The sequence below is a fragment of the Saccharothrix deserti genome (assembly GCF_009769385.1).
Taxonomy (GTDB): domain Bacteria; phylum Actinomycetota; class Actinomycetes; order Mycobacteriales; family Pseudonocardiaceae; genus Actinosynnema; species Actinosynnema deserti.
Window position 1 is genome coordinate 31,436 of record NZ_VKAB01000049.1, and the last position, 15,538, is coordinate 46,973.

Here is a 15,538-nt window from a genome sequence, read left to right on the forward strand (position 1 = left end):
GGTCGGGTGTCAGGCGAAGGTCGGCTGCATCATCGCGTGCTGGACCAACGTGATCAGCGTCTGCTTGGTGGACTGCCGGTTGCGCGCGTCGCAGGGCACGATCGGCACCGACTGGTCGATCGTCAGCGCCTCCCGGATGTCCTCGATGCGGTGGTGCAGCAACCCGTCGAAGCAGTTCACGCCCACCACGTAGGGCAGCTCGCGGTCCTCGAAGAAGTCGATCGAGGCGAACGCGTCCGACAGCCTGCGGGTGTCGACCAGCACGACCGCGCCGATCGCGCCCCGCACCAGGTCGTCCCACATGAACCAGAAGCGGTGCTGGCCCGGTGTGCCGAACAGGTACAGGATCAGGTCGCTGTCCAGCGACACCCGGCCGAAGTCCATGGCCACCGTGGTGGTCATCTTGTTCGGCGTGGCCGACAGGTCGTCCACGCCGACGCTGGCCTCGGTCATCACCGCCTCGGTGGTCAGCGGCACGATCTCCGAGACCGACCCGACGAAGGTCGTCTTGCCGACACCGAACCCACCCGCGACCACGATCTTGGTCGATGTGACGGACAGGCTCGCCGCGGATGACCCCGGCCGTCCGGGAGCGCCACCGCTCATGTTGCTCTGCTTTCCCTTAGTAGTAGGACCTCGCCGGGTGGTGGGACCTCAGACCTCAGCCGCGCATGGCGACGTGCAGCTGCGAGCGGATCTCCGGGGTGAGCTGGACGCCGACCCGCTCGACCAGCCGCGTCATCGCGTAGCCGATGAGGCCGATGTCGCAGTTGGGCGCGGCCAGCACGGCCAGGCACGAGCCGTCGCTGATCGACATCAGGAACAGGTAGCCCCGCTCCATCTCCACCACGGTCTGCTTGACGTCGCCCGCCTCGAAACAGCGGGCGGCGCCGAGGTTCAGGCTCACCAGACCGGACGCGACCGCCGCGAGCTGTTCGGCGCGGTCGATCGGCAACCGCTCCGAGGACGCGAGCAACAGGCCGTCCGCGGAGACCACGATCGCGTGCGCGACGCCCGCGACCCGGGCGACGAAGTCATCGACCAGCCAACTGAAGTTGTCGAGTTCCTCGGCTGCGGTGGTCACTTCTGCTCCTTGGTCGGATTGCCGCCTCGGGCGGCGTTGTCTTCAGTACCGAACGACGGGCCTTCCCAGGGCATTCCGGCGTCGTCGCCGGATTGGCGGCCGAGTTGCACGCCGCGCTGGTAGGTGGCGAAGCGCTGGCGCAGCCGGTCGGCGGAACGGCGCGGCGGCGCGGCGGTCGCGACACCGGACGGCGACGTCGAGCCGTTCGCGGACGGCTGGGCCGTCGTCGGCGTCGACCCGCGCGGCGCGGGTGCGGTGAGCGAACCGGGCATCAGGCGCGCCTTGGGGACGCGCTTGGGCAGGCCCGCGGTGGTGGTGTCGTCCACCGGCGCCTTGAGCGCGTTGCTGGCCACCGACCAGCTGTCGTCGCCCCAGCCGGGCGACGACGCGCCGGACGACGGGATCGCGGACGGCGCGGGCTCGCGCTTGGGCAGGCCCGCCGGCGTGGAGCCGCGCGGAGCGGGCGGCGTCGGCTTGGCCGGTGCGGGCGGCGGCGTGATCAGGTCGGAACTGTTGGTGTAGACGGTCTGTTCCGACGCCGTCCGCTCGTGGCCGTTGGAGCCGGCCTGGTTGTCCGTGCCCATCAGCTCGGCGCGGTCGGCGAACATCGTCTTCTCGGCGGCGGTCTCCGGCGGCACGGCGGACGCCGGCTGTTCGCCGCCCTGTTCGCCGCCGCCCAGCTCGCCGTGCACCCCGGCCTCGGCCTCGCCGCCCTGGAACCAGCGCGACAGCACGTCCTCGTAGATCGGCAGCCGCTGGGTGGAGGCGTCGTCTTCCTCCACCTCGACCACGGCCGGTTCCGACTTCGCGGCCGACGGCGGGTAGGAGTAGTCCGGCACCTGTTCGCCGGGCGGCGGCACGGTCTCGGTCACCGTGGCGGTGAACAGGTCGGCCGCCGGGGTCTGCTCGATCTCGAAGTAGCCGCCCGGCTCGGCCTCGTGCGTCTGCACCACCTGCGGGAACGGCGCGGGCGTCGTCTCCAGCGGCTGGTAGCCACCGGGCGCGATCTCCGGCGTCCACTTGGGCACGCCGGCCAGCACGCCGACACCGCTGTCCTCCAGCTGCGGGTTGGCCTGGCGCTGCGGCAGCGCCAGCGGCGCCGGCCGGGGCGCGAGCGGTTCGGGACCGCGGTGCAGCAGTCCGACCGGCAGCACGACCTGCGCCGTAACCCCACCCTCTATGTCGTCGTTGTTGCTCAACGTGACCCGGATCTCGTGCCGCTTGGCGAGCTGGCCGACCACGTACAGACCCATCTCGCGGGCCACCGACACGTCGACCTCGGGCGGGTCGGCGAGCTTGATGTTGGCGTCGACGACGTCCTGCTCCTGCATGCCGACACCGCGGTCGTGGATGCGGATGGACACCTCGCCGCGCCGGGTCTCGATCGCCCGCACGGTCACCTTGGTGGTGGGCTTGGAGAACGCGGTCGCGTTGTCCAGCAGCTCGGCGATGAGGTGCGCGAGGTCGTTGACCACGCGGCCCTGGACCTTCAGCTCCGGCGCGGGCGCGATCTGGATGCGGGCGTACTTCTCCACCTCGGAGACCGCGGCGCCCAGCACCTCGGAGATCGGCACCGGCCGGGTGACCCGGCGGTTGACCGTGGTGCCGGACAGCACCAGCAGGTTCTCGCTGTTGCGGCGCATCTGGGTGGCCAGGTGGTCCAGCTCGAACAGGCTGGCCAGCTGGTCCGGGTCCTGCTCGTCCTGCTCCAGCCGGTCGATGACGGTGATCTGCCGCTCGACCAGCGCCTGCGAGCGCCGGGACAGGTTGATGAACATGTCGTTGACGTTCGCGCGCAGCGCCACCTGCTCGACCGCGAGGCGGACGGCTTCGCGCTGCACGGCGTCGAACGCCCGCGCCACCTGGCCGACCTCTTCGGTCGTGTTGATCGGCACCGGCACCAGCGCCTCTTCCGCGGCACGCGCCGGGTCGCGGTGGGTCCGGATCCTCTTGATGGCGTCCGGCAACCGGTTCCGGGCCACGTCCAACGCGGTGCGGCGCAGCACGCGCAGCGGCGTCAGCATCGAGCGGGCGACGAAGGCCATGAGGGCGAACGCGATCACCAGCGCGGCGGCGACCAGTGCCGCGTCACGCCACGCGGACGCGCGGGCCTCTTCGGTCAGGTCGAGCGACGCGCGGTCGGCCTGCCGCTCGATGTCCTCCGACACGTCGCGCAGCAGTCCGGCGGTCTCCTCGCCGACGCGCAGGACGTCGGCGTCCGAAATGGACACCGAATCCGTGTCGGCCTGCTGCACCAACGCCAGCTGCACCAACAGGTTGCGGCCGTCCACCGAGGCGCCGGACACGGTGTCCGACAGCAGCTGGCGGTTCTCCTGGCTCGCGGTGTTGGCGAAGTCGGTGAGCGCGGCGTCCAGTCGGGACTGGGCCGCGCGCAGCGCGTTGGCCTGGCCGGGGGCGAACTCGCCGCGCTCGGCCGTGGACAGCAGGATCGAGTTCTGCTGGGACAGCTGCTCCTTCGCGGTGTAGAGCGCGAGGTTGGCGCCGGCCAGCGGGGTGATCGTCTCGTTGCTCAGGCTGCTCGCGGTGGCGCGGTGCACCTGGGCGAGCGCGGCCAGGATCTGGCTGTAGGCGCTGTGCACCGAGATGTCGGGGTACTTGGTGGTCTTCACCGTGTTCCGCAGCGCGTTGAGGCCGTCCAGCGCCTGCAGCGACTTCTGGAACGACTCGCGCACGGCGTCGTCGATGCCGGTCGTGGAAGCCGCGACGTCCCGCAGCCTGAGGACCTCGGTGTCGACCTTGCTCGACCGGGTCTCGAACTCGGGCTGGTTCTCCTGCCTACCGCCCGCGACGTACCAGACCGCCGCGTCGCGCTCCAGTTGCAGCGCGTCCGAGGCCGACGCCACCTGGGCGGACAGCTGGAGCTCCCGCTGGACCTGGCCGAACAGCTCCACGTCGTCCAGCTGGGTGTTCAGCCGCAGCCCCGCGAGGGCGAGCGTGCTCAGCGCGGGCACCAGGAGCACCACGGCCAGTTTGCTGCGCAGGCGCCAGTTCCGCAGACGCCACCGGGAGACTCCCCGGTCGGCGGTCACGGCGCCTGTGCTGGGACCCGAGTCGGGTGGACCGCTCTTCGCGGCACCCGTGTCGAGTTGAATCCGCTCCGGATCTCTCCCGGAGGCGTGGTCATCGTGACCGCGCACCGTCAGCACACTCCCCAGCCCGGAGAAACGACACATCCCTACAAACCCGGTGGATCTTGGTGGAAAATCCAGCCGAGTCATACCGCCGTTCGGACGAGATGGCCGGTACTTTGCAAATCAACCATTGTCGCGCAGACCACAGCGGGACGCGCTAAACGATCGCTAACCGGCGTTCATGGTTTTTTCACGCTCTCGACCCGAACGGGAAACACCCGAGGGGGAGCCCGGCGACGGGCTCCCCCGTCGGATCAGCCACCCGGCGTACTGACCAACATCGACTTGACGTCGAAGTCCTTCTCCAGCAAGCCGTAGGTTCGCATCAACGTCGCGACCCGCTGCAGGCGGGTGGCGTCCAGGGTCGTCGGGAACTCGCCGAAGTGCACGAGGCTGGCGGTTTCCTTGTCGACCTTGGCGTACTCGACCAGCAGCGGCTCGACCGTGGGGCGGTCAGCCGCGTCGCGCTGACCCTTCGCCATCGCGCGCTGGAACGCGGCGACGGTGTTGGGGTTCTCCTTCACGAACTTGCCGGTCGTGCCGTAGCCCGCGATCGGGATGCTGTCCGTCGGGCCGGACGCCGCGTCGAGCACCGTGATCTGGCCGCTCGCCCGCTGGGCGCGGCTGATGAACGGCTCCACCATGAAGGCCGCGTCGACCGTGCCGTTCTGGACCGCGGCTTCCATGTCCGGGAACGGGAACTCCTTGAACGTCACCTTGTTGGGGTCCACGTCGTTGGCTTGCAACGTGGCCCGCGCGGTGAGCTCGGCGATGTTCTTGAACGTGTTGATCGCGATGGTCTTGCCCTCGAGGTCCTTCGGCGTCTTGATCGACGAGTCGGCCTTGGCGAGGATCAGGAACATCTCGGGCTTGGCCTGGTAGCCGTCGTTGATCAGCTTGAGGCCGTCGACGTCCTTGGCGATCCCCTTGACCTCGGCACCGAAGAACGAGACCCAGTTGCCGAAGGAGATGTCGAGGTCGCCGCTGATCAGACCGGGGATGGCCGCGGCGCCACCCTGGATGATCTTGGGCTCGACCTCGAGGCCCTCCTCCCTGAAGTAGCCGTTCTTGATCGCGACGTGGACCGACGCGACGTCGAGGATGGGGAGCAGGCCGAGAGTGATCTTGGCCTTTTCGACCTTGCCCGGGGCGGCGGCCGTGGTGGTCTCGATCGTGGAACCACCGAGGAGACCGCAGCCGGAGACCACGGCGAGCATCGCGACAGCGGACGCTACGCCGAAGATCCTTCGAGCCGAGAGGCCGACTCTTCGAGTCATGGGGGGCATCTCCTGTTGGAGTGACGACTTTGCGGGGCAGGATGCACGGGCGACAGTGGCGTGCGGAACCACTCTGAGTGTTGCGAGCGGTTCGGCAAGACCCCAGTCGACCGACACTCGAAGGCTGATCCACTACCTTCGGTGAGCATCTTTGCACAGGCTGTCCAGAGGTTGGGGTATGCGGTGAGCGATCTTGACGCGGAATGGGCCGTACAGAGCAACCGGCGTCCCGTGGGTATCGTCGGAGCGGGCCCGGCGGGATTGACCTTGGGGAACCTGCTGCGCGAGGCCGGAATCCCCTGCGTTGTGCTGGAAAAAGGCACTCGGGAGCACATCGAGACCCGGCCGCGCGCCGGGGTGCTGGAGCACCGCGCGGTGCAAATGTTGACCGAGCACGGGCTCGCGGACCGGTTACTCCAAGAGGCCGACAGACACGGCGCCTGCGAATTCCGGGTCAACGGCGAGGCGTACGAAGTGGACTACGCCACGCTCTACGACGGCCAAACGCACTACATCTACCCGCAGCAGGAGGTCGTCCAGGACCTCGTGCGGCACTACGTGGACGAGCGCGGCGGTGACGTGCGGTGGTCCGTCACGGACGTCGAACTGCACGACATCGAGTCACCGGAACCGGCTCTGACCTGGACGACCGCCGACGGCACGCGGGAGCGGCTCGACTGCTCGTTCATCGCGGGCGCGGACGGGTTCCACGGCGTGACGCGGGCCAGCATCCCGGCCGGCGCGGTCCAGGAGTTCACCCACCAGCACGGCATCGAGTGGCTGAGCATCCTGGCCGAGGCGCCGCCATCCACCCACAAGGTGATTTACGCACTTCACCCGGATGGATTCGCAGGTCATATGCTCCGCAGTTCTACGGTTTCGCGCTACTACCTCCAGGTTCCGGTGGACGACACGGTGGACAACTGGCCGGACGAGCGGGTGTGGACCGAGCTGCACAAGCGGCTGGCGCTGCGGGACTCGGACTGGAAGCTCACCGAGGGCCGCATCGTGGAGAAGCGCATCCTGGACATGCGCAGCCACGTGGTCGAACCGATGAACCACGGCAGCCTGTACCTGCTCGGCGACGCCGCCCACATCATCACTCCGGTGGGGGCCAAGGGAATGAACCTCGCATTGCACGACGCCGAGGTCCTGGCCGCCGCCCTGACGAGCTACCACCGAACGGGTGATGAGACGGGCCTGCGGAGCTACTCCGAGGTCTGCCTCCGGCGCGTGTGGCGTGCGCAGGAGTTCTCGCAGTGGATGGTGTTCATGATCCACCGGTCGCCGGAGCCGTTCCTGAGCCGGTTGGGTCAAGCCCGGCTCGAACACCTCATCGCCTCCGGGGCGTCCGCCGGATATTTCGCGCAGAACTACGTGGGCCCCTGAAGGAACACCTCGCGACGATCCGGACCGTTCTCCGCGGCAACGGGCCGCAAAGGCAGGGAATGTCGCCGCCTTGTTCTCCGCCGAAGCACATCGGAGTGCTTCCCCGGAGAACAAGGCGAGGGCCCCGTCAATGAGCCGCCCCCATTCGAAGTCGCAATGAATACAACAGTGAAGACCACACCGAATGTCACGCTGTGCATCACGCCGGACGCGACACTCGCACGCGAAGCCCGAATGCATTCGCCGCCGATTCCACTCCCCGGACGGTCGAACCCGTCCCGCGACACTCTCCCCGCCGCCCTCGCGACCCATGCGAATCACTGATTGAATGCCCCGCCACGGCCGCGAAAAGCCGTCGACGCCCACTGAACGTGATCAACCCGCCACCGCCCGATGATCATGCCTGCGCGATTTCGTCACGGTCCGCGATCTTCCCGCCGGCGTCCCCCGAGGCAGAACGATGTCGAATTGTTGCGAACGATCCCCGTCGAATCCCAGCCTTCGGACCACCCCGCCGACCCACACCCCGACCGCACCCCGACGCACTCCGACCGTCCCCGGACACGACAACGGGCGACCCCCGGCGCCGCCCCTGAGAGGGCCGACGAGCCGCGGATCGCCCGCTGGGCGCTCCTTTTAACCTACGTGAGGACGTTTCACGTCGTAGCGCGCTCCTCGGCCTCGTCCCGCGAGACCTCCGCGCGCTCCGTCTCTGCTCTTTCGGCTTCGGCCCACTTCGCCGCCTGCTGCTCGTTCGCCTTGCGCCGGGCCTTGACCTCCTCCGAGGTCTTGCCGACGTTCAGCAGCCGCGCCACCTCGGCCCGCAGCGCGACGAACGCCTCGGACTCGCGGGTGGTGATCTGGTCGCGCTGCGCGGGCAGGTCGACCTTCAGGTCCGCCACCACCGACGCGGGCGACGTGGACAGCACCAGGATCCGGTCGCCCAGGTAGACGCTCTCGTCGATGTCGTGCGTCACCACGAGGACCGTGGTGTCCTGCTCGGTCCGCACCTTCAGCAGCAGGTCTTCCAGCTCGAACCGGGTCTGCGCGTCCACCGAGGCGAACGGCTCGTCCATCAGCAGCAACGCGGGCCGGTAGGCCAGCGCCCTGGCGATCGCGACGCGCTGCTGCATGCCGCCGGACAGCTGCCACGGGTACTTGCGGTCGGCGTCGGACAGGCCGACCCACTCCAGCGCCTCCGCCGCGCGCGCACGGCGTTCGGCGCGGCCCAGGCTGCGGCGGAGCGGGAACTCCACGTTCTTCTGCACCGTCAGCCACGGGAACAGCGAGCGGCTGTAGTCCTGGAACACGACGGCCAGGTCGTCGGGCACGCCGCGGACCTCGTTGCCGTGCAGGCTGATCTCGCCGCGGGTCGGGCGGATCAGGCCGGAGATCGTGCGCAGCAGCGTGGACTTGCCGCAGCCGGACGGGCCGACCACGCAGACCAGCTCGCCGGTTCCGACGGTGAACGACAGGTCGGCGATCGCGGTGTGCGCGCCGTCCTTCGCCTGGTACGTGTGGCCGAGGTCGGCCACTTCGAGCATCGCGGTCATACTTTTTCCTCCACCGTCGCGGGGGTGCGCTCCTGCTTCGGTTGCCACGCAAGGGCTTTGCGCTCGAAGGCGAGGAGCACGGTGTTGAGGGCGTAGCCGAGGACTCCCAACAGGAGGATCCCGGCCCACATGTCGGGGAAGTCGAACTCCCGCTGTGCGACGAGGAGTTGCGACCCGATCCCGTTGTCGGTCCCGACCAGTTCGGACACGACCATGAGCACCAGCGACAGCGACAGGGAGACCCGCAGCCCGGCGAAGATCTTCGGCGCCGCGGAAGGCAGGACGACACCGAGGATCCACTGCGCCTTGGGGATGCGGAACACCGCCGAGGTCTCGAACTTCGTGGTGTCGACGGAGCGGGCGCCGTCGACGCTGTTGAGCAGGATCGGCCACAGCACGCCGAAGACGATCGTGGCGAGCTGCATCTGGGTGCCGGCGCTGAACACGAGCAGGAACACCGGCACCAGCAGCGGCGGCGGGATCGAGCGCATGAACGTCAGCAGCGGCCCGGCGTAGTCGGTGGCCGTCGCGGAACGGCCGAGCGCCACGCCGAGCGAGATGCCGAGCACGGCGGCGATGGACCACCCGGCGAGCAGCCGACCGATGCTCGGCAGCATGTGCTCGAACACCGCGTCGGTCAGGAACAGGTCCCCGGGAGGACCGGAGAACCACAACCCGTGCGCCGCCACGACGATCTCGGACGGGCGCGGGAAGAACGGGTCCTCGGCGAACCAGGTGAGCAGTTCCCAGACCACGACGAGGCCGACGAACACCGCCCACCGCTGCACGAACCGGTTCACGACCGACCTCCGGTGACCGAGCTCCAGCCGACCCAGCGGCGCTGCGCGCGTTCCAGCCCTTCGTTGAGCAGGTACCCGATCACGCCCGCGACCACGGTGCCGGCCAGCACGATGTCCATCCGCCCGGCGCCGCTGCGCGCGTCACCGATGAACTGCCCGATGCCGCCGGAACCGCCGGCGAGCAGCTCCACGCTGACCACCACGACCAGGCTCGTCGTGGCGGCCAGCCGGATACCGGTCAGCACGAACGGCAACGCGCTGGGCAGCGCCACGGACACCAGCACGCGCAACCGGCCGGTGCCGAACGCCCGCGCGGTCTCGACCAGCAGCGGGTCCAGCTCGTCGAGCGCGTAGATGGTGTTGAACAGGATGGGCCAGATCGCCGCGTACACCGCGAGGGTGATCTTGGTTTCCGGCCCGATGCCGAGCAGCACCATCGCCAGCGGGATCAGCGCCACCGACGGGATGGGGCGCAGGAACTCGACCACGGCGCGGGTGGCGTGGCGCACCGAGGCCACGCTGCCGAGCACGAGGCCGAGCGGGACGGCGATCCCGACCGACAGCCCCACCGCGATGAGCAACGCGAGGACCGTCGCGATGACGTCCCTCAGGAAAGCCTCATCCACCAACAACTTCAGCAGTTCCACCGCTACTACGGACGGCGGTGGCAAGTACTCCGCGGGAACCAGCGCGGACCGGCCGAACAGCTCCCAAACTACGAGGAACCCGGCCACACCGAGCAGTCCTCGGGTGAGCGCACGCACGCGCAACGCCTCTTCCCAGTTGATCAACGCCAGCCAACCCGGCTCAATCTAGAGAGTGAAGTCCTTCGCCACAATGAGTGGCGGTGAAACTTCAGCATGTGATCTTGCCCTGTGCTGTCGGCTCACACTGACGTGACCAAGCCCCCTTCCGCCCAGTGGGATGAGGGGTTGGCGCAGGGCGGATCGCAGGGCAGGCGGATCGCAGGGCAGGTCGGGGAAGCAGCCGGGGTGCTACAGACCGACGGTGCCTACAGACCGACGGCTTTGTAGAGGGAGCCGACTTCCTGGCGGTTGAGGACCCGCATCGAGCCGGGGCGCTGGTTGCCCAGCCGGACGTCGCCGACGGCGGTGCGGACCAGGTGCTCCACGGGGTGGCCGACGTGGTCCAGCAGGCGGCGCACGATGTGCTTGCGGCCCTCGTGCAGGACCACCTCGACCAGCGCCTTGCCCGGCATGGAGGAGACCAGCTTGAACGAGTCGACCTGGATCGGGCCGTCCTCCAGCTCGACACCCGCGCGCAGGCGCTTGCCGAGGTCCTTCGGGATCGGACCGGGCACCTCGGCCAGGTAGGTCTTGGAGATCTCGTAGGACGGGTGCATCAGCCGGTGGGACAGGTCGCCGTCGTTGGTCAGCAGCAACAGGCCCTCGGTGTCGGCGTCCAGCCTGCCGACGTGGAACAGGCGTTCCTTGCGGTTGTGCAGGTAGTCGCCGACGCACGGGCGGTGCGCGTCGTCGTGCATGGTGGAGAGCACGCCGCGCGGCTTGTTGAACGCGATGGTGACCACGTCCTCCTTGAGCACCACGCGCACGCCGTCCACGTGCACGACCGCGGTGTCCGGGTCGACGCGGCGGCCCTGCTCGCGGACCACCTCGCCGTCGACCTGGACGCGGCCGAGTTCGATCAGCTCCTCGGCGACCCGCCGCGAGGCGATGCCCGCCTTGGCGAGCACCTTCTGCAGCCGGATCCCCTCCGACTGTTCTGAGGGGTTCGGGCCGGCCTGGTCAGACATCGTCGATCGCATCCACTTCGGGCAGCAGGGGAGCGATCGGTGGCAGGTCGCCCAACGACGACAGCCCCAACCGCTCCAGGAACAGTTCGGTCGTGCGGTAAAGGATGCCACCCGTGTCGGAGTCCGTGCCCGTCTCGGCGATCAGGCCGCGCGCGACGAGCGTGCGGATGACCCCGTCGACGTTCACCCCGCGCACCGCCGCGATCCGGGCCCTGGTCACGGGCTGCCGGTAGGCGATGACCGCGAGGGTTTCCAACGCGGCCCGGGTGAGCTTGGCGCGCTGCCCGTCGAGCAGCAGCTTCTCCACGAATGGCGCGAAGCGGTCCCGCGTGTAGAACCGCCAGCCGTCTCCGATTCTACGCAGGTCGATGCCACTGTTCTGCTCGGTGTACCGGGCGGCCAGCCGGTGGAGGGCGGCGGTGACGCGCTTCACGGACTGTTCGAGGACTCCGGCGAGCTGCTCCTCGGCGATCGGGGTGTCCACGACGAGGAGGATGGACTCCAACGCGCCCTCGAACTCGCCCTCATCAGCGAGGTCGGGCAGCCCACCGGCCTCGACCTCCTCATCCGCAACCGCCTCAGGCAGCCCCGCCCCAGCCCGCTCGGCCCGCTCATCCAGCTCGGCCTGCTCGACGGCGGGCTCGGGCCCGGTTGCTCGGTGGTCGCTCACCCGTACTCCTCGTCCTCGTCGCGGGCCTCGGCCTGTGCATCCTCGATCGTCCCGCCGACCCACGTGATGCGCAGCTCACCCAGCGGGTCCGGCTGTTCGAAGGCCAGGGACCTCTCGCGGTACAGCTCCAGCAGCGCCAGGAACCGGGCGACGACCTCCATCGTCTCCGTGCAGTCCGCGATCAGCTCGGTGAACGTCGCCGTGCCCGCCTCGGCCAGCCGCGCGCGCAGCATGTCGGCGTGCTCGCGCACCGACACCCGGTGCTGGTGGATGTGCGACGTCGACACCGTCGGCGGCGGCTTGGGCCGGAACACGACCGCCGCGATCTCGGCGAACCTCTGGGCGTCCACACCCAGCATCACCTCGGGCAACAGCCCCTCGTACCGCTGCTCCAACGCCACCGACCGCGGGTAGCGCCGGTACGCGCCCCGCTCCAGTTCCGCGAACAGCGCCGCGACCTGCTTGTACGCCCGGTACTGCAGCAGCCGCGCGAACAGCAGGTCCCGCGCCTCCAGCAGCGCCAGGTCCTCCTCGTCCTCCACGTCGCCCGAGGGCAGCAGGCGGGCCGCCTTGAGGTCGAGCAGGGTCGCCGCGATGACCAGGAACTCGGTCGTCTCGTCCAGGTCCCACTGGTCGCCCAACGCCCGGATGTACGCGATGAAGTCGTCCGTGACCGTGTGCAACGCCACCTCGGTCACGTCCAGCGTGTGCTGCGAGATGAGCTGGAGCAGCAGGTCGAACGGGCCCTCGAAGTTGGTCAGCTTGACCTTGAACCGGCCGTCGTCCGGCGGCGCGGCCACCACGGGCTCGGGCTCCGCCGCCACGGGCTCCGCCGGCACGGCTTCGGCAGCTACCGCCTCGACCGGCACTTCGGTTTCGGTTTCGGTACGGGGTGCGTCACCGCTCACTGCTCGCGCAACCTACGCACCAGGAGCGAGTCCTCGCCGTGCCCTTCGAGGTCGTCGAGCACGATCGCGATGGCCTCGCGCACCACACGTCCCCGGTCGACCGCCAGCCCGTGGTCGCCGCGCAACGCCAGCCGCGCGTGCTCCAACGCCAGCAGCTCCTCGTCGGACACGTACACGGTGATCTTCGTCGAGTGCTTCTGCCGCCCGGTCCCGCGACGCTGCGCCGGCTGCTCCTGCGCCGGGACGTCGGCCGCGTCCGAAATCTCGGGCACGCCGGTGGAAGCGGAACTGGTCGTGAGGCGGAACAGCTCGGACGCGCCCGGCAGTGATGGGCGTCGGGTCACCGGGCGATCACCTCGCGCGCCAACGCGCGGTACGCCTTCGCACCCGCCGAGCGCGGCGCCCAGCTGGTGATCGGCTCACCGGCGACGGTCGTCTCCGGGAACCGGACCGTGCGGTTGATCACCGTGTCGAACACGACGTCGCCGAACGCCTCGACCACGCGCGCCATCACCTCGCGGGAGTGCAGCGTGCGCGGGTCGTACATGGTGGCGAGGATTCCGGTGATCTCCAGCTTCGGGTTCAACCGCTCCCTGACCTTCTCGATGGTGTCTATCAACAAGGCGACCCCGCGCAGGCTGAAGAACTCGCACTCCAGCGGGATGAGGACGCCGTCAGCCGCCGCGAGGGCGTTGACCGTGAGCAGGCCGAGCGACGGCTGGCAGTCCACCAGCACGTAGTCGTAGTGCTCTATCACCGGCCGCAGCGTGCGCACCAGCGTGTGCTCCCGGCCCACCTCGGACACCAGCTGGATCTCCGCGGCGGACAGGTCGATGTTGCTGGGCAGCAGGTCCATGCCCTCGACCGGGGTGCGCATGATCACGTCGCCGACGCCGACGTCGCGTTCCATGATCACGTTGTAGATCGTCTGGTCGAGCTGGTGCGGGTGCACGCCCAGGCCGACCGACAGCGCGCCCTGCGGGTCGAAGTCGACCAGCAGCACCTTCCGGCCGTACTCGCTGAGGGCGGCGCCGAGGTTGATGGTGGACGTGGTCTTGCCGACCCCGCCCTTCTGGTTGCACACCGCGAGGATCTTCGCCGGACCGTGCCCGGCGATCAGCGGTGGTTCGGCGACGAAGCGCAGCGGGCGGCCGGTCGGCCCCATCTCGCCCGCGACCTGCTCGGTGTGGTCCTCGTCCGCGGGTGCGGCGTGCGGGGCGAGGCTCAGCTCGACCGAGGCGCGCGGCACACCGGACGGGGACGGGGGCGGTGGGGGCGCGCCCCACGTCTGGCCCGCGTGCTCCGGTGTCGACATCGCCTTCCCGATTCCTAGTCCTCTGCCTGGGCGCAGCCTAGGCACACCGAGGTCCAGCAGCAACGCGCCCCGCCGAAGCGCCCGCAGTCGTTCTCAGCGCGTCTCAGCGGGTCTCAGCGCGTCGCATCCGCCCGGTCGTCTACCCGGTCGTCTGCCCGCTCGTCCGTCCGGTCGGCCGGCGCGCCGGTCCGGTCGACGGCGCGGAGCACCACGTCGAGCAGTCCGGGGAACAGCTCGTCGAGGTCGTCGCGCCGCAGCGACACCCACCGCTGGTTGCCGCACGCCCTGGTCCGGGTGATACCGGCCTCCCGCAGCACGCGCAGGTGCTGCGACAGGGTGGACTTGGCGACGTCCACCATCAGCGCGCCGCACAGGCGCTCGCCGTCGGCTTCGATCTGCCGCACCACCGCCAGCCGGGTGGGGTCGCTCAACGCGTGCAGCACCGCGCTCAGCTCGATCGCAGTGCGCTTGGGCTCGTCCAAGTTCGGCACCTGGTCGGCACCTCCAGCTCGTCGGGCTCTGTGAATCGTGGGTGGGTACCCGGTCAGGTGTGCGCCCACGGTACCCGTGGCGCGCTCATGTTCCACCCGATGCGCGAGGATGAGCGGTCGCGTAGACCTCGCGCAAGGTGTTGACCGTGACCAACGTGTAGACCTGCGTCGTCGTCACGGAGGCGTGGCCCAGCAACTCCTGCACGACGCGCACGTCCGCGCCGCCTTCCAGGAGGTGGGTGGCGAACGAGTGACGCAGCGTGTGCGGCGAGACTTCGGCTTCGATACCCGCACGGTCGGCCGCCGTCTTGAGCACGTGCCACGCCGTCTGCCGGGACAGCCTGCCGCCTCGCGCGTTGAGGAACAACGCGGGCGTGCCGCGTTTGGCCAGCACGGGGCGGGCCCGCACCAGGTAGGCGTCCAGTGCTTCGAGTGCCGGGCGTCCGACGGGCACGATGCGCTGCTTGCCGCCCTTGCCGTCCAGCAGCACGGTGCGCTCGGCGGCGTCCACGTCGTCCACGTCGAGGCCGACGACCTCGGAGATCCGCGCGCCGCTGGAGTACAGCAGTTCCAGCAGGGCGCGGTCGCGCAGGTGCGCGGGGGTTTCGCAGGGGCCTTCGAGCAGCTTCAGCACGTCGTCCACCGGCAGCGCCTTGGGGAGCCGGCGCGGCGGGGTCGGCGGGTGGACGGCGCGGGCCGGGTCGTGCCCGGTGATGCCCTCGCGGTGGGCGAACCGGTGCAGCCCGCGCACCGCGACCAGGGTGCGTGCGGCGGAGGAGGCGGCCAGGCCCGCTTCGCGCAGCGACGCCAGGAAGTCCCCGACCAGGGCCTCGGTGACGTCGGCCAGGTCCTCGACGCCCTTGCCCACCAGGTGCTCGGCGTACCGGCGCAGGTCCCGGCCGTACGACTCGAGCGTGTTGCGCGACGTGCCCCGCTCCACCGTCAGGTGGTCCATGTAGGCGCCCATTGCACGCCCCGCAGGGGTCCCCGCCAAGGGGACCCCTGCTTTTACCTTACCGACGGGGTCCGACAATTCCGGCACCTCGACGCCGCCCACCACCGAACCACCCACCGCCGGACCACCCACCACCGGACCGTCCACCGCCGGGCCACTCGACACGACGC

At 69.6% G+C, this 15,538-nt stretch carries 15 protein-coding genes; 1 reads left to right on the plus strand and 14 read right to left on the minus strand.

Annotation, left to right across the window (positions count from 1 at the left end):
• Window positions 1-9 precede the first annotated feature (9 nt).
• The 4 genes from FM051_RS43650 to FM051_RS43665 all read right to left on the minus strand — a co-directional run bounded on the left by FM051_RS43650 (window position 10) and on the right by FM051_RS43665 (window position 5,453).
• Window positions 10-606, minus strand: a complete 597-nt coding sequence (locus FM051_RS43650; protein WP_158852979.1) for a GTP-binding protein — start codon at window positions 604-606, stop codon at window positions 10-12.
• A gap of 55 nt (window positions 607-661) precedes the next feature.
• Window positions 662-1,084, minus strand: a complete 423-nt coding sequence (locus FM051_RS43655; protein WP_158852980.1) for a roadblock/LC7 domain-containing protein — start codon at window positions 1,082-1,084, stop codon at window positions 662-664.
• Window positions 1,081-4,134, minus strand: a complete 3,054-nt coding sequence (locus FM051_RS43660; RefSeq protein ID WP_238413089.1) for a sensor histidine kinase — start codon at window positions 4,132-4,134, stop codon at window positions 1,081-1,083. The genes FM051_RS43655 and FM051_RS43660 overlap by 4 nt, the downstream gene beginning before the upstream one ends.
• Before the next feature lie 356 nt (window positions 4,135-4,490).
• Entirely contained in the window at window positions 4,491-5,453 is a 963-nt protein-coding gene (locus FM051_RS43665) for an ABC transporter substrate-binding protein (RefSeq protein WP_238413090.1), read from the minus strand.
• A 291-nt stretch (window positions 5,454-5,744) separates the two neighbouring features.
• Between FM051_RS43665 and FM051_RS43670 the strand changes: the two genes are divergently transcribed.
• On the plus strand, window positions 5,745-6,902 hold the full coding sequence (locus FM051_RS43670) for a 4-hydroxybenzoate 3-monooxygenase (protein ID WP_238413091.1): 1,158 nt from the start codon (window positions 5,745-5,747) through the stop codon (window positions 6,900-6,902).
• 656 nt (window positions 6,903-7,558) lie between these two features.
• On the opposite strand, the gene FM051_RS43675 is transcribed toward FM051_RS43670, so the two are convergent.
• The 10 genes from FM051_RS43675 to xerD all read right to left on the minus strand — a co-directional run bounded on the left by FM051_RS43675 (window position 7,559) and on the right by xerD (window position 15,380).
• A complete protein-coding gene (locus FM051_RS43675) occupies window positions 7,559-8,455 on the minus strand; it encodes an ABC transporter ATP-binding protein (RefSeq protein WP_158852984.1) in 897 nt (298 codons plus the stop codon).
• Entirely contained in the window at window positions 8,452-9,255 is an 804-nt protein-coding gene (locus FM051_RS43680; protein ID WP_158852985.1) for an ABC transporter permease, read from the minus strand. Before FM051_RS43680 ends, FM051_RS43675 begins: the two co-directional genes overlap by 4 nt.
• Entirely contained in the window at window positions 9,252-10,019 is a 768-nt protein-coding gene (locus FM051_RS43685) for an ABC transporter permease (RefSeq protein WP_158853007.1), read from the minus strand. Before FM051_RS43685 ends, FM051_RS43680 begins: the two co-directional genes overlap by 4 nt.
• 248 nt (window positions 10,020-10,267) lie before the next feature.
• The gene (locus tag FM051_RS43690; protein WP_238413092.1) at window positions 10,268-11,029 is read right to left on the minus strand and encodes a pseudouridine synthase; all 762 of its coding nucleotides are present in this window, start codon (window positions 11,027-11,029) and stop codon (window positions 10,268-10,270) included.
• Entirely contained in the window at window positions 11,022-11,699 is a 678-nt protein-coding gene (scpB, locus tag FM051_RS43695; RefSeq protein WP_158852987.1) for an SMC-Scp complex subunit ScpB, read from the minus strand. Before scpB ends, FM051_RS43690 begins: the two co-directional genes overlap by 8 nt.
• Window positions 11,696-12,568 carry a segregation and condensation protein A gene (locus FM051_RS43700; RefSeq protein WP_420803661.1) on the minus strand — a complete coding sequence of 291 codons (873 nt, stop codon included), beginning with the start codon at window positions 12,566-12,568 and terminating at the stop codon, window positions 11,696-11,698. The genes scpB and FM051_RS43700 overlap by 4 nt, the downstream gene beginning before the upstream one ends.
• Window positions 12,569-12,603: 35 nt before the next feature.
• The gene (locus FM051_RS43705) at window positions 12,604-12,951 is read right to left on the minus strand and encodes a hypothetical protein (RefSeq protein WP_158852988.1); all 348 of its coding nucleotides are present in this window, start codon (window positions 12,949-12,951) and stop codon (window positions 12,604-12,606) included.
• A complete protein-coding gene (locus FM051_RS43710) occupies window positions 12,948-13,922 on the minus strand; it encodes a ParA family protein (RefSeq protein ID WP_202919354.1) in 975 nt (324 codons plus the stop codon). The genes FM051_RS43705 and FM051_RS43710 overlap by 4 nt, the downstream gene beginning before the upstream one ends.
• A 113-nt stretch (window positions 13,923-14,035) precedes the next feature.
• Complete coding sequence (locus FM051_RS43715) at window positions 14,036-14,413, minus strand: ArsR/SmtB family transcription factor (protein ID WP_158852989.1); 378 nt, start codon at window positions 14,411-14,413, stop codon at window positions 14,036-14,038.
• A gap of 85 nt (window positions 14,414-14,498) precedes the next feature.
• Complete coding sequence (gene xerD / locus FM051_RS43720) at window positions 14,499-15,380, minus strand: site-specific tyrosine recombinase XerD (protein WP_158852990.1); 882 nt, start codon at window positions 15,378-15,380, stop codon at window positions 14,499-14,501.
• Window positions 15,381-15,538 lie beyond the last annotated feature (158 nt).